Origin of the sequence: Aeoliella fuhlenseeensis, from assembly GCF_052161615.1 — a bacterium.
Taxonomy (GTDB): Bacteria; Planctomycetota; Planctomycetia; order Pirellulales; family Lacipirellulaceae; genus Aeoliella.
The window spans coordinates 5,535,061-5,552,550 of sequence record NZ_CP197417.1; the positions used below are offsets into that span (position 1 = coordinate 5,535,061).

Here is a 17,490-nt window from a genome sequence, read left to right on the forward strand (position 1 = left end):
CAGAAGCTAACCATCGAACCGGGTTGCGTAAGCGCCCGGAGCACAAAAGCTCGTTCGTGATCGAAAGTCCCTTCGAACGCGATCGCCGGTCGGGCTATGCTGCTGCGCTGGGTCGCTTGCGCCCCAGCACGAGCAAGCCGCTCGCCGCTGCCAAGCCGATAAACAGCGTGGAGGGCTCAGGAACACTCGTCACCGGCGGGGTAGATTGGCCTACGAAGTTCTGGAAGGCCACTGCCACGTTTAGGCGATCAGTGATCGGAATTTGGCCGGCGAAGTCGAAGGTGGAATCGCCATCAAAGAGCTGAAAAGAAGATAGGTATATCTGCGGAGTGCCGACCTCATCGATCGACAGTTGTGGCAAGTTCGCCATCTCCCCTAGGCTGTAGGGATACACTCGATTCGGCGGAAGATCGCTTGTCCTGAACTCCAATAGCCATCGCTGGATTTCCGGCGTGAGGAGTACCTCTCTTGGATTCGGAAGAGGAGTTCCCACTGGCGGAGCGGGTTCTTCCTCTTCAGTCGTTTCGGCTTCGGTCGGAACCTCCACGGGAGGGATTGGACGCGATGGCGCTGGAGGGGTCACTGGCGGAATGGTGAGAGGAATCTCCTTGACAGGCGGTGTAAACAGCGGCAAGCTCGCCAGATCCGGGGCCGGTCCAACCGGAATGTCAGAGAGTGCCAAGTTCACGAGATCAACGTGCGCATCTGCTGCAAGATCCGTCCAGCGGGAAACAATCTTCCCGGATAGATGAACCGCAGCAGGATCGTTGGTGACGATTTGGAGGAAGCTTCGTGACGGAGTCGCTTCGTGCAACGCCTCCCCGTACAACGTAAACGCCGAGCCTAAGAACTCAGTGGACTCTTCCGACAACAAGTTGAGCACGTCATCGGGCGAGAATAAGAATCGAGAATCTCCAGCGACCCCCAGCGAAGACGAAGCTTCTGCCGAGCCAAAGATTGCGCTGAAAGCACCTTGATGAAGCGGTCCCACGATTCCCGAATTCTCGCCTACGCCAGACCTCTTGCTAAAGTCGTAAGCCGAGATCTTTCCCACATTGGAGGTTGCCGTGACCGTGTAGGTAAAAAAGCCCTCCAGCCCGGGTGTTGGCTGGACTTCCTTGGTGAGGAACACCGCCGCTTGGGCCGTCAACGGAGCCAGGAACGCAAGAAGTGTGGTCGCCACAAATGGTTTGATCATCGCGAAAACCGCCCTAGTTTGCATAGGTCTATAGCTGAACGCTCTGGGCATGTTAACAGACCCTAGCGACTGCTGGTAGCGAGAATCAGCCGGACTGGATGAATTCACCCAAATTCATGGAAAACCACGTACCGCAACTATTCTTCGGTCGCAAGGTAGACCTCCAAGCGGCCATCCAGGAGATGCTCGACTACCCCGGTCCCTACGTGCTCCCGATAATCCCCGGCGGGCGCACCGAACTGGGCATGATCAAGCAGTAGTGGGAGAATGGCTGTAGGCTGTCGGCTATAAGCTGTTAGCCAGAAGCTAACCATCGAACGGGGTTGCGTAAGCGCCCGGAGGCCGGCATGAACATATACGCTCATTACACTGCCGAGCAAGCTAGATTCGTACGCGCTAAACCTCGGTATCAAATGAGAAGTTTCGCCGAAATGCTCGGTTGGCGCGGATTGCAACAGTATAACGTCGTGTTTCCGGCAGCGCAGGTTGAGAAGTGGTCGATACCTGCGCCAGGAGTAATCGTCTACTACGCCACTCCAGGCACGCGTCTGTTCCTGCAGATCAATGAAGCAAGCGTCGGGGACGAGTTGCCCTACAAAGCAACTGTAATACCCGATAAATTCGGCATGCGTGCTATTGGGTGGCACCTCTTCACGTTGCCCACTGACGATTTGCAACTGGAAGCGGAGGCATCGCGACTACGACCTTATTTGGACCGTAGCTTGTTCAAGAGCAGACAGTGGAGAAGGAGATTCAAACGCGAGCATCCCGAGTTGCTATTACCAAGCAAAGCTAAACGACGAAGTAGACGAAGTTGATGGGTTGGCGACCTACCACCGAAGCCGCCGCCCCGCTCTCTTGTCCCTGGCCGAACTGGTATTAGGAAGCTAAAGGGTTGCGTTAGCGCCCGGAGGCCGACTCCTCAAGCATCAATGAACATGGAGCCGCGAGAAGACCCTCGCGGCTCCATGGATTCGTCAAGTTTTCATACAAGAACTGTGCGGTGCTTAGTTCGCGCGTTTCCAGACGTGCATCCACTGGCCGCTGCGGGGTGCGGGTTCGAAACTCGTCGGGCGATCGGCACCGGGTAGCGAGAACGTCACCCGGAACTCATCGCCGGTGGTCTCGTAAATGCCAAGGCAAGTGTCGCCCTTGTGCTCGCCATTGTCGAACGTGATGTCGATCGTGTGGAGATCGTTCGACATGCCCAACTTCTGCGTTCCCGTAATGGGTTCCGCATTGTTCATGGTCAGGGTGTAGTGATCGCCTTCGATCACGAGCTTGCCGCCAGCGAGCTCGGCGGGAGTGAGCGACTTGCCATCGGCCACGCCGCTGCTCAACTGCCAAGCGCCTTGCAGGGCATCACGATCGGAGGCCCGAACAGCGTCTGCACAACACACGACACCAACCAGCAATAACACACCAATACCGAATTTCATGGTTCGACTCCTGAACGTTTCGAAGGGAGAAACAGCTACCGTCAAAACGTAGGCTTCCCCCTCCCGTTCCGTGAAAACGAATTCGGCTTGGGCAGATGAGTTGCTGCGATGGAGGTAGCGATTAGAGCTGCAAGGCGGATTAGGGCGGGCTACCTACGCCCCCGCTTCGGCTTCTTCTCCTCCGCTGGGTTCGCTCCCTCGACGTTCACCATAGTGAGCGTGCCGGCTTTGGCGTCGAGTTCGAACTTGAAGTTGCCGAGGAAGCTCATGCCTAAGAGAGGTTCGGCGCTGACGGCTTCGGGGCCAAGAACGGCGGCTTCGACCTCTTTCACCGTGAATTGCCCGACGCGAACTTCTTCGAGCGTTACCAAACGCCCCGAAACGGTGCGACCATCGGCCATCACGAGTTCGACCTGTGGGTCTTCCTTTGTCGGCTCGACGCCGAGTTCCTTGGCAGCCGCGGCGGGGAGCAGGATTAGGCTCGCCCCGCTATCGACGACCATTTCCTTGTCGTACTTTCCGTTAACCATCACGGAGACATACAGCGTGTTGCCCTGGCGGCGGAGTGAAATCGACTCGGTGAGCACTTCGTCTTCGAGCGACTCCAGCTTGCGAACCGCACTAAGGAATGTGCGTGGAGTATCGATCGAGTACGACTTGCCGGTGGACTTGTTGAGCTCCTCCACGGCGGCCTTCAGCGAATCGTCCTCGCAATTTTTCTCGTAGAGCTCGCTAGCAGCCTCGACTTTCTCGCGGAGATCAAGCACTAGTTGCAGGTACGCCTCGCGCGCCTTGCTCCAGCCGGCACGCGACTTAGCGAGGGCCTCTTCGCCTTGCGGCGTTTGACCATTCATCAGGTTCTTTTGTCCTTGCAGTGCGTTAAGAGCGCCGACGATGCGGTTGTTCGATTCGACATCCCCCTGGCGGACGTTCGCGAGCTGGGTGCTGAGTTGGACTTCTTGATGGGTGATCTGGGCGATATTCGCTTTGTGCTGATCCACTTGGCTTTGGACTTTGGAAAGCTCACGGGTGGCAGTCAGAAGTTCCTTGCGGAGTTTGTTGATCTCCTTGAGGTCGGCGTTGATCTCGGTTTCCGGTTCGGTTGTGAGCTTCGAGCCAGTGACCTTGTAACCAGCGGCTTCGAGCGTGGCGATCGCCGACTTCTCATCGGCCTGGGTTGCCGACGCTGCCAGGCAGAACGCGGTGGTGAGCACGAAAACAGGCAGCGCACGAGGCATGACGGCGACTCCGGGAAGGATCTTTAGCGACCAGTTCACCCATCCTATCACCTCCTCTGGGAGCTAGCAAACTTTCGTCGTGGCTAGGTCAGCGCGCAACTCGCCGTGGCCGATTAGCGGAAAACTACGATCGCAGCATCGCGTCGTCGAGATGCATTCCATCAATTGTTCCGGTTGCGATGGCAACTTACTGCAGAATCCGAAGTCATTCGCCAGTTTTCGCTCCAGGTTGGCCGTCCGCAAATCAGCACGTGACGTATGGTTTTCATAGCGGATAGCTCCGCTCTTATCCCTCCGCTTATCTCCTGCCGACATCCCTCCTTCTCTCCTCCCACCCCAACGCGCTCGTGCGTCTGGAGCCTTTCCAATGAGCCGAACCAAACGCGGTAACGAATACGTCGACCCCGAAGTGCAGGGTGCCCTCTGGCGGCGACTGCTGCTGCACTGGCTCGCGTACACCGCGGTGGCGGTTGTGCTGGCGATGGGGCTGGAGTGGATGAACGATCCGTTCCGTCCTGTGAATGAAATCCTGACCACGGCATGGTGGAATTACGGCCCGCTGTTGCTGGTGCTGATGTGCCTGATGCCAGTGTTTGTGTTCGATACCATTCGCATGAGTCATCGATTTGCAGGCCCCGTGTATCGACTGCGGCAAGTGCTTCACAACTTGGCGTCCGGCGAAAAGGCCGAGCGGGTCGAGCTTCGCGACAACGACTTCTGGAAAGAGATCGCCGCGGACGTGAATCGAATCGTGGACCGGCTGAGTGATTCGCACGGCAAGACCGAGGAACCGACGACGTGATCCGCTCAACGCGTCCGCACAATTCGAACAAGTTTGGTCCACGCCGTGGCGTGGCGGCGGCCGAGTTTGCCGTCTGTTTGCCGGTGATGGTGCTACTGCTTACAGGCATGATCGAGACTTGCTCGATGGTGTTCCTCAAGCAATCGCTGGCCGTCGCGGCTTACGAAGGGGCCCACACCGCGGTGAAACCCAACGCGACGACAGCCGACGTTCGTGCAACCTGCCAGAGCATTTTGGCCGATCGCCGAATCAACGACGCCGATATCCAAGTGACGCCAGCCGAGATCTCAGGTCTCGCGCCTGGCGAGTACATGACCATCCGCATCACTGCACCGTCCAACAGCAACGGCGTGTTACCGCTGCGATTCTTTCGAGGCGTGACTATTGACGCCTCGGCGGTAGTGATGAAGGAGCTTTGAGGTGCCCTATGTTTACTCCCCGCTCTTCCCGTCCGCGTTGCCTCGCGCCTCGTCGTGGCGCCATCCTGATTCTGGTGGCTTTTGTGTTGCCCGTGCTGGTGATCATGATGGCGTTTGCCATCGACGTCGCCTGGATGCAGCTTGCGAAGACCGAACTTCGCACGGCGACCGACGCCGCTGCCCGTGCTGGTGCTAAGGTGCTTTCCGTATCGCAGGACCAAGATGCCGCCCGCGCCGCAGCGGTGGATGCTGCGAGTCGCAATGTGGTGGCGGGCGAGGGACTTGCGCTGGGCGTCGAAGACGTTCAATTTGGTCGCAGCGAGCAGGCCAACAGCGCGAATCGCTACGTGTTCACGCCGGCTAGTGCGGGCGTGATCAACGCCGTGAACGTCAGCGGCCGCAGGACGAGCGAGTCGCTAGCCGGCCCGGTCGATTTGTTTTTCACGCGACTCGTGGGCGTCGAGCACTTCGAGCCAACGCAGGAAGCGACTTCCACCATCCTCGATCGCGATATTTGCCTGGTGATCGATCGTTCGGGCTCAATGGGCCTCGACCTTTCGGTGATCGGCGATCGTAATGGACAGAACTGCGGACCGCTGGATCCCAACACTCGCTTCGCGGCACTCAATAGCGCTATCAATGGGTTCCTCGACGAACTCGATCGGACATTCCCCGAAGAGCAAGTCGCTCTGGCGAGCTACAGCAGTCAGTTCAGCACTAGCTGCCGCGGGTACAGTTTGAACTTCCAGACGGCCGACATTCGTCAAAGGCTTACTCAAGACCACAGTCTCATTCGCGCGCCGATGAACACGTTCATGACGCGAGGCATTGGTGGCAGTACGGCGATTGGCGAAGGACTGCGCCGCGGCATCACGGCTATCACCGACCCGCAGCGTGCAAGGCCGTTCGCGGTGAAGACCATCGTGCTGATGACCGACGGTCTGCACAACAGCGGCATCGATCCTCGGACGGTGGCGTATGAAGCGGCCGCGCTTGATATCACGGTGCACACCATCTCGTTCAGCGCCGGTGCCGACCAAGCTCGCATGCGTGACGTGGCCAGGACCACGGGTGGTCAGCATTACCATGCCGATACGGCGGGCGACCTCAACGAGGTGTTCCGCGAGATCGCGCGGACGCTGCCGGTGTTGCTGACCAAATAAGAAAGCAACGCCGCCCACGAAGGACGCGAATCGGCGCGAACCCATGACGCGCCGATTCGCTGCTTGTGTGAACCCACGATTGCTGACCTAGGTGCTCCACTATGCTTTCTCAACATTGCCATCCACCCTCCGATCGTCGCGGTGCCGTGATCACCGAGTTTGCGATCTGCGCACCGGTGTTCTTTCTGATCGTGCTGACGATGTTCGAGTTCGGGTGGCTCAACGTGGTGAGGCACACCGCGGACAACGCGGCTTACGAGGCGTCGCGGGTGGCGATGGTGCCGGGGGCGACGGCGGCCGAGGCGATTGCCGAGGCCGAACGTATCATGTCGGCGATCGGTACGCGGGGGGCGACGGTGACGGTGGATCCGCCGACCCTGGCCCCCGAAACCACCCAGGTTACCGTCACGGTGCGGGTTCCGCTGGATCGTAACTCGATGGTAATTCCCAAGTTCGGGCGGGGGAAAGAAATCGAGTCGAACAGCACCCTCCGCACCGAACGGGTAGAAACCCGCTAGTTTTTGGCGGTTTGGACTCGGGTTTTCCGAGGAGCTAGCGATGCTTCTTTTCGCGGGAAACTGAGCCTTTTCCCCATCCCTCAAATGTTGACAGTGCCCCTGGTATCGGTTAATCTGAGATCCAGTGGCGGAATGAATTTGTCACTAACCCTTTACACGAGTAAGAACTAACCACAAAACCCCCGCAAGACCTGCTAATTAAATAACCTCTCAAAATCTCTCCATGCGCGCGGGCTGTGCAAAGCCTGGGCGAGAGCGTTTGAGAGGTTGTTTTTTTTGGGGAACTGCGTCCGGCAAACGTCCTGACAACCCAACGAATGCAGCCACGGGGACTGGCTGCGGGATTGTCCTAGAGCGATGTGAGCCGGCGGAACCTACTGGGAGTGTTGGAGAGCTAATGCCGAAACGCTAAATCGACATTATTTCTGCGAATGATTCGTAGGTATCCGTCGAGTGATCGACACAGTTTTTCACATCGCTATTTAGTTAAATTAGACATCGGGGAAGTGACCTCATGAAGAGACTAACATTGCGCCAAGCGTTTGCCTTGGCCGCGGTTGCGTGCTGCACCTTGTCCTCCAATGCATTTGCAGCTTTTCTGAACTACGGCGACTTCGGTCCCGATCCCGCTCCGGCGTACACCATGTACCTGGACGTCCGCGAAAGCTCGGGTACCGATCCGGTTCCGCCTGAGTCGCGGTACAACGCCCCCAATTTGGTGGGCGACTCCTTGCTGTTCACCCCCAGCCAATTTGTTGCCCAAGCCTATTTGCCGCTGGGTCAGGGTGACATCATCGACGTTCAAATGAACACGACGATCATGGCGCTCGAAGAAAACAACGTCGTCGCCGGCGGTTACTCGGGTATCACGATCAACGAATGGGGCTCCTACAGCTTCATGGGTGCCGGCACCTCGGCCACCGCCGTTCGCGCCGCCCTGGCGGTTGGCGTGACCATTCTCGAGGTAGATGGCGTCCCCGTTCCGAACCCCGGCAGTCCTCAATGGAAGTTGACTGTGTCGGACACCTTTGACGCCAACGCTGCGTCGGATCCCGACGACGGCCTGTGGAACAATCAAGTATTCATCGACTTCACCGCTGCCATTGCCAACCTGAACCCTCAGTTCGGTGTGACCAAGGCCGCCATTGTCGCGGACAATCGCCTGCTGGCCCTGTCGGAATCCAACCCGGTGACCATTTCGTTCATCGACAAGAAGGGTTTTGACATCGTACCCGTGACGGTGCCGAATCCCGACTTCCAAGTGATTCCTGAGCCCGCAACGGCCGTCATGCTGCTCGCCCTGGTGGCGGGTGCCGCTGGCCTGCGTCGGTTTGCCTAAGACAGATTGAATCTTCCCCGATTCTCGGCCCACCGTTGAGCGTCCCCGCTCGACGGTGGGCTTTTTTATTGGGTTCTGATCACGGAGCGTCCACAATGAGCTTCCACCCCGAGCAGTACGGTCCAACACTCGCAACATGGCTCGCCACCGATCGGTGCCGGCCGCTCGACGCGGGTTCGCCCGACGCAGCGCTGCGGGGCGAGCTCCGGCAATTATCCGCCGAGACGATGTTCGGGCCGAAAAAGGTCGTGGATCGCGAAATGGCCGCAGCGTGTTTGTCAGGGGTGTGGCTGCTGCACGATTTTCTGGACGACTCGCACACGATCAGCCAGGACATCGACAACCCGACCGGCAGTTTCTGGCACGGAGTCATGCATCGCCGCGAGGGGGATTTCTCGAACGCGAAGTACTGGTTTCGTCGCGTCGATGCGCACGCGGTTTACGGCCCACTCGGCGACGCTGCAGAACATCTCGCGCAGGAACACGACGCCCGGGGAGTTCTCCCTTCTGGTGCTTGGGATCCGATGGCGTTTGTGGACGCCTGCCAAGCCGCGTTGCGGACGGGAAAGCACGCGGGCTTCTGCCGGGCCGTGCAACAGGCGGAGTGGGAGTTGCTGTTCGACCACTGCTACCGGCATGCGACAAATTGACGCCCCGCCTTCGGCACCCTTGCCAGCACTTGCAGCAGGGCGGGATACTAAAGTGAGTTGGCGGGCCGCGGGCCGGTCCGACCCTATCACACACGTTCAAGGCTCTCGCCCGAGGGAAATCATTATGTCGCGTTCCGGTGCAATCACGTTCAAAGGCAACCCGATGACCCTGGCTGGCGAAGCCATCGAGGTGGGCCAAGCCGCCCCCGACTTCACACTGCACTACTTCGAAGGGGGCATGAAGGCGCTCTCGCTGGCCGACCTCAAAGGCAAGCCGACCTTGATCAGCGTGGTCCCTTCGCTCGACACTGGCGTGTGCGCGATCCAGACCAAGAAGTTCAACGATTCGCTCTCCGGCATGGGCGACGCGATTAACGCGGTGACGGTGAGCCTCGACCTGCCGTTCGCCATGAATCGTTTCTGCGGTGCCGAGAGCATTACGAACATGCGCGTCGGCAGCGACTACCAAGACCGCAACTTCGGCAACGCCTGGGGTACGCTGATCGAAGAACTAAAGATCGAGTGCCGCGCGTGCTTCGTGCTCGACAGCGCCGGCAAAGTGGTCCACGCCGAGTATGTCCCCGAAGTGACCAGCGAACCCGACTACGAAAAGGCGCTCGCGGCGCTCAAGTCGGCGAGCTAGGGTGGACTTGGTTGAGTTGGACGAGCTTTGGACCGAGCGATTCTAGCCACGGATGAATACAGAAACGCACGGATGTACGGGAAGTGGTAGGAACTCGCCAGTCGCGGCGAAGCGGCAAGCATGTTGGCGAACTGGTGCATTCGCGGGTTAGATTCATCCGTATTTCATCAGTGTCGATCCGTGGCTAAGTCCTCGCTTCCCATATCATTTCCGAACTCTGGCGAGTTCGGCTACGTTGCGGCTTCAGACGATGGCCTTTTGAGAATAGTTGCACCTGTGATGAGCACTCGACATTATTTTGGTCTGGTGATTCTGCTGGCGATGGTCGGTGGCTACGCGCTTCGCGTGAGTGTGGCGGCGACGGACACGGGTTCGTCGTCCGAGGTTGTGATGCTGGGCAGCGACGAACTCGTGGCAGGCATTCCGGGAGAGGGGCCGCTAAAACTCGCGGAGATCGAGCGCTGGCTGGAAGATCCGCGGAACCACAAGGCGCTCACGCCACTTTTGCCCCCGGGTTTGGCGGCGGGGGTCACCGAGATCCAAGGACTCGACACCAACCCCCTCACGCGGGCAAAGATCGAGCTTGGCCGGCAGTTGTACTTCGATGGCCGGCTGTCGAGTGACACGTCGATCAGTTGCGCGACGTGCCACGATCCGAGCCACGGCTACGCGGACGATACGCCGGTGAGTTTCGGCGTCGGCAACCAAGCCGGGGGGCGCAACTCGCCGACGGCGATGAATCGCATTCTCTCGGGCGAACAGTTCTGGGACGGCCGCGCGGCGACGCTCGAGGACCAAGCGGTCGGGCCAATCGCCAACCCCGTCGAGATGTCGAACACGCATGATTCGTGCGTGGAGAGCATCGGCGGAATCGATGGCTACCGCGTGCAATTTGCGCGGATCTTTCCCGATGGACTGACGATCGACAACGTCGCCAAGGCAATTGCGAGCTTCGAGCGTACCATCGTCTCGGGCACCACGCCGTGGGATCACTACGAGCGTCTAGCGAGCTTCAAAAAGACGTATGCCGACGACCTGGAGTATCTTGACGAACTTGAAGAAGAAGACCCCGAGTTCGTTGCGGACTACAACAAGTTAGTCGCCGCCAGCCAAGCCAATCCCGTGAGCGAAGCAGCTATACGGGGCGGCGCGCTGTTCTTTGGCAAAGCGAACTGTTCGGTGTGTCACAACGGGGCCAACTACACCGACGAGCAATACCATAACTTGGGTGTCGGCATGGACGCGGCGGAGCCCGACCTTGGGCGCTATGTGGTGACGGACGACGATGCCGACCGCGGCGCGTTCAAGACCCCATCGCTTCGCAACATCGCCGAGACAGCTCCGTACATGCACGACGGATCTCAAGAGACGCTCGAAGAAGTGGTCGAATGGTACGACCAAGGGGGGCACGCAAACGAGTGGCTGTCGGAGAGCATTACGCCGCTCGACTTGACCGACGAAGAGAAAAGCGACTTGGTGGAGTTCATGAAGTCGCTGACGGGCAAGCTTCCCAAGGTCGAGCAGGGGCGACTTCCTGAGTAGGGGATAATCTCGGTCCGACGAGGCGTAGCTCGTCGGCTATTGCTGCACCGCTCGACAGCGTTCATCAATTCAGTCGATCACGCGTGTTTCGACGACCTGCACGTCGATGATCTCGTCGCGGAGCTTGGGGCGCTGCGGCTGGGTCCACGACTGCGTGGTGGTGTGCGTGGTGCGAACATCGATGTTCTTCTTCGCCCAACGGCGGAGCATCCCCTTCACTAGACTTCGCATCGGCGGGAGCAGTAGCGTGAAGCCGATCACATCGGTGATGAATCCCGGTACGAACAGCAGCACTCCGGCGAGCAGAATTAGCACGCCGTCGAACAGTTCGTCCGCGGGAACTTGATTGCGAGCCAGGCGCCGCTGCACTCTTAGCACAGCTTTCACCCCCTGCCACCTCGCGAGCGCCGTGCCCACGAGCCCGGTGACAATCACAATGGCGAGGGTCGTTAGCCAGCCTACCTTCGTGCCGACGTAGATCAGCAAGATCAGCTCGCAGAGCGGGCCGACGGTGAACAGCAAAAATAGGAACAGTAAAAGCATGGCGTAATTGTACGGCAATCGCGGGGCGGGAATAAGCCAGTCGCGGCGGCTGCCGCGTGGTACACGTCGTTTCTGCGACCCACCGAGTGGACGATTAGTCGCACTGTGACGGATGTGCGGGCTATCCGAGTCGTGGAGCGCTCTTCGCCACGGATTGCCGCTGTATCGCCCCGGCGCTGGTGGGTAGAATGGAGCGGTTGTCGTACCCGCGGTCCGCAGGGCCAGTGAGGCGACGATTGGCTGCCCCCACCCCACTGGCTACCGCATGGCCCTGGTAATTCTTCGCGTTCTGTTCTTGATGATCGCCATTGCACTTGGAGTGCAAGTGGTGCGGTCGGATTTGTTCGAGAGCACCAATAGCTTCCTCCCCTGGCTGGCGTTCCTCGCCGTGATGGCGGGGGCCGGCGGCGTGCTGGCAGCCGACGTGTTCATCCGCCGCAAGCGACTCGACGTGATCACGGCCGTGTACTTTGGGGCGGTGATTGGGTTGTTTCTCAGCTACGTGCTGCAACTTGGTCTCACGCCGCTGATGGAGCAGATTCGCACTCCCGAAGTGGCCGAGTGGGTGCAACTGGGCCTCGCCGCAATTACGTGTTACGCCTCCATCAGCGTGCTGCTCCAAACACGCGACGACTTCCGGTTCATCATTCCCTACGTCGAGTTCGCCAAGGAGATGAAGGGCCTCAAGCCACTGGTGCTCGACACCAGCGTGGTGATCGATGGCCGCATTGCCGACTTGGTCGAGACGCAGGCGATCGACAATCAGTTGATCATGCCGCAATTTGTCATTGCCGAACTACAGGGCATTGCCGATTCGAGCGACAAGCTGAAGCGCGGTCGCGGGCGGCGTGGGCTCGACATTCTTAATCGTCTGCAAAGCAATCCGAAGGTCGACGTGATGATCTTCGACCGCGAACTGCCCGAGTTCGCCAGTCAGCCGGTGGATCAGAAGCTGGTGCTGCTCGCCAAGCACCTTGATGGCAAGGTAGTGACCAACGACTACAACCTCAACAAGGTCGCCAAACTGCACAGCGTGGGTGTCGTGAACCTGAACGACATTGCCAACTCGCTCAAGCCAATCTTCCTGCCTGGCGAAACGCTCGACGTGCGGCTCATCAAGCCGGGCGAGGACATTCGCCAGGGTGTGGGCTATCTGGAAGATGGCACGATGGTGGTCATCGAGGGCGGCCGCGAGCACATTGGCGAGGTGATTCGCGCGAATGTCACCAGCGTGCTGCAAACGAGCGCCGGACGGATGGTATTCGGCAAGTACGAGTCGACGCCGACGAATAACGGCAACGAGTAGCTGGTACTCCGTCGGCTACTGCACCATCTCCAGCGTGGCCCAGCAACTGGGATCTTCGCCGAATGGGAACGCCGGGCCATTAGCAAACGTCGCGAGGCCGAGCTCGCGGTCGACCACGGCGTAGGTGAAGCCGAGCGAGCGATGATTCGAAGGATCAAATCCTTCGAGCGCCACCGCCGGCATGAACGCCGAGAGCTCGTAGCCGTCTTTCTTGATCTTGCTGGTGACTTGAAGTTCGCGAGGGCGGACGGGCCGTGCGTTCTCCCGGGCGCGGTTGATTAGCATCTGATCGGCCAGCGGCTCGGCCGACTGCCGGCCGCCGCCGGAGGGCAAGAAAATGAACGAGTGGCAGTACTTGCTCGCGCGGTGGATGTTGTGCGTCGCGCGGGTGTCGATCCACACGATGAGGCCATCGCTATCTTCGAGCCGCGACTCCCGGCACCACACTGGCTGGTGCTTGCCGGTCACCGACAGCGTTATCGCCACACCAGGGGCGTCCCACGCCATGCGAACATCGGCAAAACCACGCTCTTGATTCGCGGTGCCCGCATCAAGCGAGGCGAGGTCGAGCAACTTGTACGACTCGTCAAGCGCCACACCTGTCGGCCCCCAAATCGGCTGCTTGCGCTTCAGCGGAATGGAGAACTGAAACAAGAACCGCGGCGAGAGCAGCGTGTTGAGTTGTTCGTTTTCAGGCATAAGGGTTTACTCTTTCATCATCCGTAGTTCGAACTTCACCCTCCCTCCGGGAGGGTGAAGACCTTTTACGCCGCGAACATGTTGTCGTATTCCAAGCCGAACGTGTCAGCGACGGGGCGGTTGGTGACTTTGCCTTTGTAGGTGTTGATCGCCGTGGCGACGGGGGGAAGGGTGCGGGCCGCATCTTCAATACCACGCTGCGCGATCTCCAGCACCCAGCGGAGCGTCGCGTTGCACAGGGCGAACGTGCTGGTGCGTCCCACCGCGCCCGGCATGTTGGTCACGCAGTAATGCACCACGTCGTTCACGATGTACGTGGGCTCGGCGTGCGATGTCGGACGGCTCGTGGCGATGCAACCACCTTGGTCGATGGCCACGTCGATGATCACGGCACCGGGCTGCATGATCTTGAGGTCTTCTTCTTCCACCAACCGCGGGGCCTTGGCACCTGGAATCAGCACGGCACCCACCACCAAGTCGGCGCGCTCCAGCTGCTTGCGGATCGTGTGGCGATCGCTGTAGAGGCACGTCACGTTGGCCGGCATGACGTCGTCGAGGTAACGCAGACGGTCGAGGTTGATGTCGAGCAGCGCGACGCTCGCCTGGAAACCCGCCGCGATGCGAGCCGCGTTGGCGCCGACGATGCCACCACCAAGGATCGTGATGTGCGCAGGTGCCACGCCCGGCACGCCGCCGAGCAAAATGCCGCGACCCATTTGCGGGCGCTCCAGATACTTCGCACCTTCCTGAATGCTCATGCGCCCGGCGACTTCGCTCATCGGCGTCAGCAGTGGCAGGCGTCCTTCGGCATCGCTGAGCGTTTCGTACGCCACGGCCGTCGCACCGCTGGCGAGCACCGCCTCGGTGAGTTCGCGATCGGCGGCGAAGTGAAAGTAAGTAAACACAATCTGCCCAGGACGCATCAGCTTCCACTCGGCGGGCTGAGGCTCTTTGACCTTCACGATCATGTCGGCCTGGCCAAACACTTCGGCCGGTGACGACACGAGGACGGCACCCGCCGCCAAGTAGTCGGCATCCGCAATGCCCGACCCCATGCCCGCTCCCACCTCGAGCACCACGCGATGGCCACGGCGGGTAAGTTCTTCGACCCCTACCGGCAACATGGCGACACGATACTCGTCCGACTTAATTTCTTTGGGGACACCGATGATCATGGGGGGAGGTTCCTGGGCAGGAGAAAATGGGGGCAGCCTGCGAAACCTCCAGTTTACGACCCGCGGGGCGGTTGAACTAGGATTGGTTTGTGGGAAATGCACGGCAATTCGCGCGTCCGAGTGCGGGAATTCTCGATTCTGCAGCTCGCTCTCTCCGTTTTGCGCTCGACAAGAGAAGAGTCCGGCGTTCCGCTAGCTAGATGAGACGCCGTGCGTGCAACACGTATCGTCCACGGACTCTCGCCAACGTCTTCGGCGTCACGATGATGCAGTGACGCTGACTTAGCAACCAGGCGCGCGACCTCAGTCGTAGGTGCGATCTTAGGCGAACCATTCACTGGGACGCTCGGCGCGCGGACGATCTACACTGTTAACACTAGAAGTAGGCGTACGGCATGATAACGCGGGCATACTCAGCCGCCCACCGCGCGATACTTCCGGGCGAGCTGATTCACGACCACCTCATCTTCTTACGTACATCCTTCGCCGGCACCGCGGTTTGACGATGGCTGCGCCCGCGCGTTAAACTCCTGGGCGACTTATCTTCCGGGGAATATCAGGCGCGATGACGTTGAGCAAGCCAGCAAAGTCTGTTAGTACGCGAAGCAAAGTGCTGGCGATTGCCGCGGCGGTGATGCTGGGTGCGCTCGGCGGACTTGGCACCTTTACCTTTGGGTATGGTGGCGGGCACTCCTACCTGAGCAACGATCCGGCTGCGTGTGCCAATTGCCACGTGATGCAGTCGAACTACGACTCGTGGCTTAAGTCGAGTCATCACGCGGTGGCTACGTGCAACGATTGCCATTTGCCCCACCACTTTGTCGGCAAGTGGGTGACCAAAGCCGACAATGGATTCTTCCACTCACTCGCCTTCACCACGGGCGACTACAAGGACCCGATCCAGATCAAACCTCGCAACAGCCGCGTGGTGGACGAGGCGTGTTTGTATTGCCATCAATCTTTGGTCAACCACATGTTGCCCGCCGAGCCCGGTGGCGATCGTTTGTCATGCGTCCATTGCCACTCGTCGGTCGGTCACGCTCAGTCGGTCACGCCGCATCGTTAGTCAAGGAATCTTCCTCTTATGCAACGCTTCTCTACTACAAGCCACACCGCCAATATCCACACTCGCCGTGGGAACGCGAAACTGCTCGCGCTCGTGTTCCTGGCCGCGGCCGTGGCGACGGCGCTGGTGACGTGGGTGCTCGTGGTGATGTTCACCCACAAGCAGGAACAGCGGACGCCGTTCGTCCGTGTGGTGGAGGTCAACGAGATCTCGACTGACCCCGAGCCGTGGGGACTCAACTGGCCGCACCAGTTCGATGGGTGGAAGTCGACGGCAGGTGATCGATTCTATGGCGGCAGCAGCGCGATGCCCGAGAGCAAACTCGACACGCATCCGTGGCTCAAGCGGCTCTATGCCGGTTATGCGTTCAGCATCGACTACCGCGAAGCCCGCGGCCACGCGTACATGCTTTACGACCAAGGTGTCACGGAGCGAGTAACCCAAAAGCCACAATCGGGGGCGTGCCTGCATTGCCACGCGTCGACCATGGTGCTTTATCGCCAAAAGGGGCTCGAAGCGATGGGCGAGCCCGTGGACGATAAGGCGCTCGCCGCTGAGTTCAATCCCGAGGCCGTGCAGCGAGGCTTTGAAGAGGTGAGCACCAAGCCGTACCAGGAAGTGCTCGCGATGCTGATGACCACGCCCGATGGCACGCCCGACGAAAATACGCCCGTGTTTCCGCCGGCTCCGGCAGGTGGGTTTGAGGGGCAGTTCGCGGGGCAGCCGGTGCCTGAGAATCACCCCATGATTGGCGAGGCGCACCCAGTGAGTTGCATCGACTGCCACGACCCCGCGACGATGGCCATCCGCGTCACCCGGCCTGGCTTCATGACGGGCATTGCGGCGCTCGCCGCGGGCGAGGGCGCCGTGCCGCACTTGCCGAGCATCGAGCGCTGGCGGCGGGGAAATCGCGAGGTTCCTTACGATCCCAATGAGCTCGCCAGCCGCCAGGAAATGCGATCGATGGTCTGCGGCCAGTGCCACGTCGAGTATTACTGCGGCAACAAGATGACGCTCAAGTTCCCGTGGGACAACGGCCTGAAGGTCGAGGATATCGAGCGAACTTGGGAGGAGACCAAGTTCCCGGATGGCACGGCGTTCTACGACTACGAGCACGGCGAAACCGGCGCGCACGTGTTCAAGGCCCAGCACCCGGAGTTTGAGCTTTGGAGCCAGGGCATTCACGCCCGCAGTGGGGTGAGTTGCAGCGACTGCCACATGCCCTACCAGCGAGTGGGGGCGATGAAGGTTAGCAGCCACAATGTCCGCAGTCCGATGGAGAACATCAACAACGCGTGCCAGACTTGCCATCGCCAGAGCGAGGACGAACTGCGGCTGCGTGTGGAGACCATTCAGAACAACACCAAGCAGCTCACTGAAGTTGCAGCCGCGGCGATGACCGACATGCTCGATGCGATCATGGAGGCGAAGGCCGCCGGTGTGGACGAGGAGACGCTCGCCAAGCTCTACGACTTGCAGCGCAAGAGCATGTGGCGGCTCGACTTCATCAGCAGCGAAAACTCACAAGGCTTCCACGCCGATCAAGAATCGGCACGCATCCTGGCCGAGTCGATCGACTACAGCCGGCAAGCCCAGGCGATGGCGCTCCGAGCGCGAGCCCCCGAGGCCCCCAGCACCGAAGAGTTGCCTCGCGAACCGGTCGAAGGCGTCACGCCCGCGAAAGAAGCAGGGCAGGGGAGCGAGACCGAGGACAGTCCGGAGCCCTAATCGTACCGCCACGCGTTCCGCG

18 protein-coding genes are annotated in these 17,490 nt (G+C 59.9%); 12 read left to right on the forward strand and 6 right to left on the reverse strand.

Features of this window, described 5'->3' with window-relative positions:
* Window positions 1-94 precede the first annotated feature (94 nt).
* A complete protein-coding gene (locus tag SH292x_RS21720; protein ID WP_442483123.1) occupies window positions 95-1,198 on the reverse strand; it encodes a PEP-CTERM sorting domain-containing protein in 1,104 nt (367 codons plus the stop codon).
* A gap of 98 nt (window positions 1,199-1,296) precedes the next feature.
* Between SH292x_RS21720 and SH292x_RS21725 the strand changes: the two genes are divergently transcribed.
* Window positions 1,297-1,458: a hypothetical protein gene (locus SH292x_RS21725; protein WP_442483124.1), complete on the forward strand. Its 162-nt coding sequence runs from the start codon at window positions 1,297-1,299 to the stop codon at window positions 1,456-1,458.
* Between the two features lie 747 nt (window positions 1,459-2,205).
* On the opposite strand, the gene SH292x_RS21730 is transcribed toward SH292x_RS21725, so the two are convergent.
* Together SH292x_RS21730 and SH292x_RS21735 are read right to left on the reverse strand one after the other, a co-directional pair.
* The gene (locus SH292x_RS21730; RefSeq protein ID WP_442483125.1) at window positions 2,206-2,637 is read right to left on the reverse strand and encodes a TIGR03067 domain-containing protein; all 432 of its coding nucleotides are present in this window, start codon (window positions 2,635-2,637) and stop codon (window positions 2,206-2,208) included.
* Window positions 2,638-2,786: 149 nt separating this feature from the next.
* Window positions 2,787-3,875, reverse strand: coding sequence for a TIGR02281 family clan AA aspartic protease (locus SH292x_RS21735; RefSeq protein WP_442483126.1), 1,089 nt, complete (start codon window positions 3,873-3,875; stop codon window positions 2,787-2,789).
* A 367-nt stretch (window positions 3,876-4,242) separates the two neighbouring features.
* Here SH292x_RS21735 and SH292x_RS21740 point away from each other — a divergent pair, with 367 nt between their 5' ends.
* The 8 genes from SH292x_RS21740 to SH292x_RS21775 all read left to right on the forward strand — a co-directional run bounded on the left by SH292x_RS21740 (window position 4,243) and on the right by SH292x_RS21775 (window position 10,951).
* Window positions 4,243-4,677, forward strand: a complete 435-nt coding sequence (locus SH292x_RS21740) for a hypothetical protein (protein ID WP_442483127.1) — start codon at window positions 4,243-4,245, stop codon at window positions 4,675-4,677.
* Entirely contained in the window at window positions 4,674-5,096 is a 423-nt protein-coding gene (locus SH292x_RS21745; protein WP_442483128.1) for a TadE/TadG family type IV pilus assembly protein, read from the forward strand. Before SH292x_RS21740 ends, SH292x_RS21745 begins: the two co-directional genes overlap by 4 nt.
* Window positions 5,097-5,104: 8 nt before the next feature.
* Window positions 5,105-6,259, forward strand: a complete 1,155-nt coding sequence (locus SH292x_RS21750; RefSeq protein ID WP_442483129.1) for a VWA domain-containing protein — start codon at window positions 5,105-5,107, stop codon at window positions 6,257-6,259.
* 101 nt (window positions 6,260-6,360) lie between these two features.
* Window positions 6,361-6,777, forward strand: a complete 417-nt coding sequence (locus SH292x_RS21755; protein ID WP_442483130.1) for a TadE/TadG family type IV pilus assembly protein — start codon at window positions 6,361-6,363, stop codon at window positions 6,775-6,777.
* 514 nt (window positions 6,778-7,291) lie between these two features.
* On the forward strand, window positions 7,292-8,116 hold the full coding sequence (locus SH292x_RS21760) for a PEP-CTERM sorting domain-containing protein (RefSeq protein ID WP_442483131.1): 825 nt from the start codon (window positions 7,292-7,294) through the stop codon (window positions 8,114-8,116).
* A 95-nt stretch (window positions 8,117-8,211) separates the two neighbouring features.
* A complete protein-coding gene (locus tag SH292x_RS21765) occupies window positions 8,212-8,766 on the forward strand; it encodes a hypothetical protein (RefSeq protein WP_442483132.1) in 555 nt (184 codons plus the stop codon).
* A gap of 124 nt (window positions 8,767-8,890) precedes the next feature.
* Window positions 8,891-9,409 carry a thiol peroxidase gene (tpx, locus tag SH292x_RS21770; protein WP_442483133.1) on the forward strand — a complete coding sequence of 173 codons (519 nt, stop codon included), beginning with the start codon at window positions 8,891-8,893 and terminating at the stop codon, window positions 9,407-9,409.
* A 279-nt stretch (window positions 9,410-9,688) separates the two neighbouring features.
* Entirely contained in the window at window positions 9,689-10,951 is a 1,263-nt protein-coding gene (locus SH292x_RS21775; RefSeq protein ID WP_442483134.1) for a cytochrome-c peroxidase, read from the forward strand.
* 69 nt (window positions 10,952-11,020) lie between these two features.
* On the opposite strand, the gene SH292x_RS21780 is transcribed toward SH292x_RS21775, so the two are convergent.
* A complete protein-coding gene (locus tag SH292x_RS21780) occupies window positions 11,021-11,494 on the reverse strand; it encodes an FxsA family protein (RefSeq protein ID WP_442483135.1) in 474 nt (157 codons plus the stop codon).
* A gap of 265 nt (window positions 11,495-11,759) precedes the next feature.
* Between SH292x_RS21780 and SH292x_RS21785 the strand changes: the two genes are divergently transcribed.
* Entirely contained in the window at window positions 11,760-12,800 is a 1,041-nt protein-coding gene (locus SH292x_RS21785) for a PIN/TRAM domain-containing protein (RefSeq protein WP_442483136.1), read from the forward strand.
* 15 nt (window positions 12,801-12,815) lie between these two features.
* Here the strand turns inward: SH292x_RS21785 and SH292x_RS21790 are convergent, their stop codons facing one another.
* Window positions 12,816-13,499, reverse strand: coding sequence for a hypothetical protein (locus SH292x_RS21790; RefSeq protein WP_442483137.1), 684 nt, complete (start codon window positions 13,497-13,499; stop codon window positions 12,816-12,818).
* 65 nt (window positions 13,500-13,564) lie between these two features.
* Window positions 13,565-14,674, reverse strand: coding sequence for an alanine dehydrogenase (ald, locus tag SH292x_RS21795; protein ID WP_442483138.1), 1,110 nt, complete (start codon window positions 14,672-14,674; stop codon window positions 13,565-13,567).
* A gap of 565 nt (window positions 14,675-15,239) precedes the next feature.
* Here ald and nrfH point away from each other — a divergent pair.
* Window positions 15,240-15,740, forward strand: coding sequence for a cytochrome c nitrite reductase small subunit (nrfH, locus tag SH292x_RS21800; protein WP_442483139.1), 501 nt, complete (start codon window positions 15,240-15,242; stop codon window positions 15,738-15,740).
* 18 nt (window positions 15,741-15,758) lie between these two features.
* Complete coding sequence (locus SH292x_RS21805; RefSeq protein ID WP_442483140.1) at window positions 15,759-17,468, forward strand: ammonia-forming cytochrome c nitrite reductase subunit c552; 1,710 nt, start codon at window positions 15,759-15,761, stop codon at window positions 17,466-17,468.
* Window positions 17,469-17,490: the final 22 nt, after the last annotated feature.

What these genes read in the sequence shown, in the direction of transcription:
- SH292x_RS21730 (WP_442483125.1), bottom strand. Translation starts at nt 2,637, where the DNA reads ATGAAATTCGGTATTGGTGTGTTATTGCTGGTTGGTGTCGTGTGTTGT.
- SH292x_RS21765 (WP_442483132.1), top strand. Translation starts at nt 8,212, where the DNA reads ATGAGCTTCCACCCCGAGCAGTACGGTCCAACACTCGCAACATGGCTC.
- SH292x_RS21725 (WP_442483124.1), top strand. Translation starts at nt 1,297, where the DNA reads ATGAATTCACCCAAATTCATGGAAAACCACGTACCGCAACTATTCTTC.
- ald (WP_442483138.1), bottom strand. Translation starts at nt 14,674, where the DNA reads ATGATCATCGGTGTCCCCAAAGAAATTAAGTCGGACGAGTATCGTGTC.
- SH292x_RS21720 (WP_442483123.1), bottom strand. Translation starts at nt 1,198, where the DNA reads ATGATCAAACCATTTGTGGCGACCACACTTCTTGCGTTCCTGGCTCCG.
- tpx (WP_442483133.1), top strand. Translation starts at nt 8,891, where the DNA reads ATGTCGCGTTCCGGTGCAATCACGTTCAAAGGCAACCCGATGACCCTG.
- SH292x_RS21790 (WP_442483137.1), bottom strand. Translation starts at nt 13,499, where the DNA reads ATGCCTGAAAACGAACAACTCAACACGCTGCTCTCGCCGCGGTTCTTG.
- SH292x_RS21805 (WP_442483140.1), top strand. Translation starts at nt 15,759, where the DNA reads ATGCAACGCTTCTCTACTACAAGCCACACCGCCAATATCCACACTCGC.
- SH292x_RS21785 (WP_442483136.1), top strand. Translation starts at nt 11,760, where the DNA reads ATGGCCCTGGTAATTCTTCGCGTTCTGTTCTTGATGATCGCCATTGCA.
- nrfH (WP_442483139.1), top strand. Translation starts at nt 15,240, where the DNA reads ATGACGTTGAGCAAGCCAGCAAAGTCTGTTAGTACGCGAAGCAAAGTG.
- SH292x_RS21760 (WP_442483131.1), top strand. Translation starts at nt 7,292, where the DNA reads ATGAAGAGACTAACATTGCGCCAAGCGTTTGCCTTGGCCGCGGTTGCG.
- SH292x_RS21750 (WP_442483129.1), top strand. Translation starts at nt 5,105, where the DNA reads ATGTTTACTCCCCGCTCTTCCCGTCCGCGTTGCCTCGCGCCTCGTCGT.
- SH292x_RS21735 (WP_442483126.1), bottom strand. Translation starts at nt 3,875, where the DNA reads ATGCCTCGTGCGCTGCCTGTTTTCGTGCTCACCACCGCGTTCTGCCTG.
- SH292x_RS21775 (WP_442483134.1), top strand. Translation starts at nt 9,689, where the DNA reads ATGAGCACTCGACATTATTTTGGTCTGGTGATTCTGCTGGCGATGGTC.
- SH292x_RS21740 (WP_442483127.1), top strand. Translation starts at nt 4,243, where the DNA reads ATGAGCCGAACCAAACGCGGTAACGAATACGTCGACCCCGAAGTGCAG.
- SH292x_RS21780 (WP_442483135.1), bottom strand. Translation starts at nt 11,494, where the DNA reads ATGCTTTTACTGTTCCTATTTTTGCTGTTCACCGTCGGCCCGCTCTGC.
- SH292x_RS21755 (WP_442483130.1), top strand. Translation starts at nt 6,361, where the DNA reads ATGCTTTCTCAACATTGCCATCCACCCTCCGATCGTCGCGGTGCCGTG.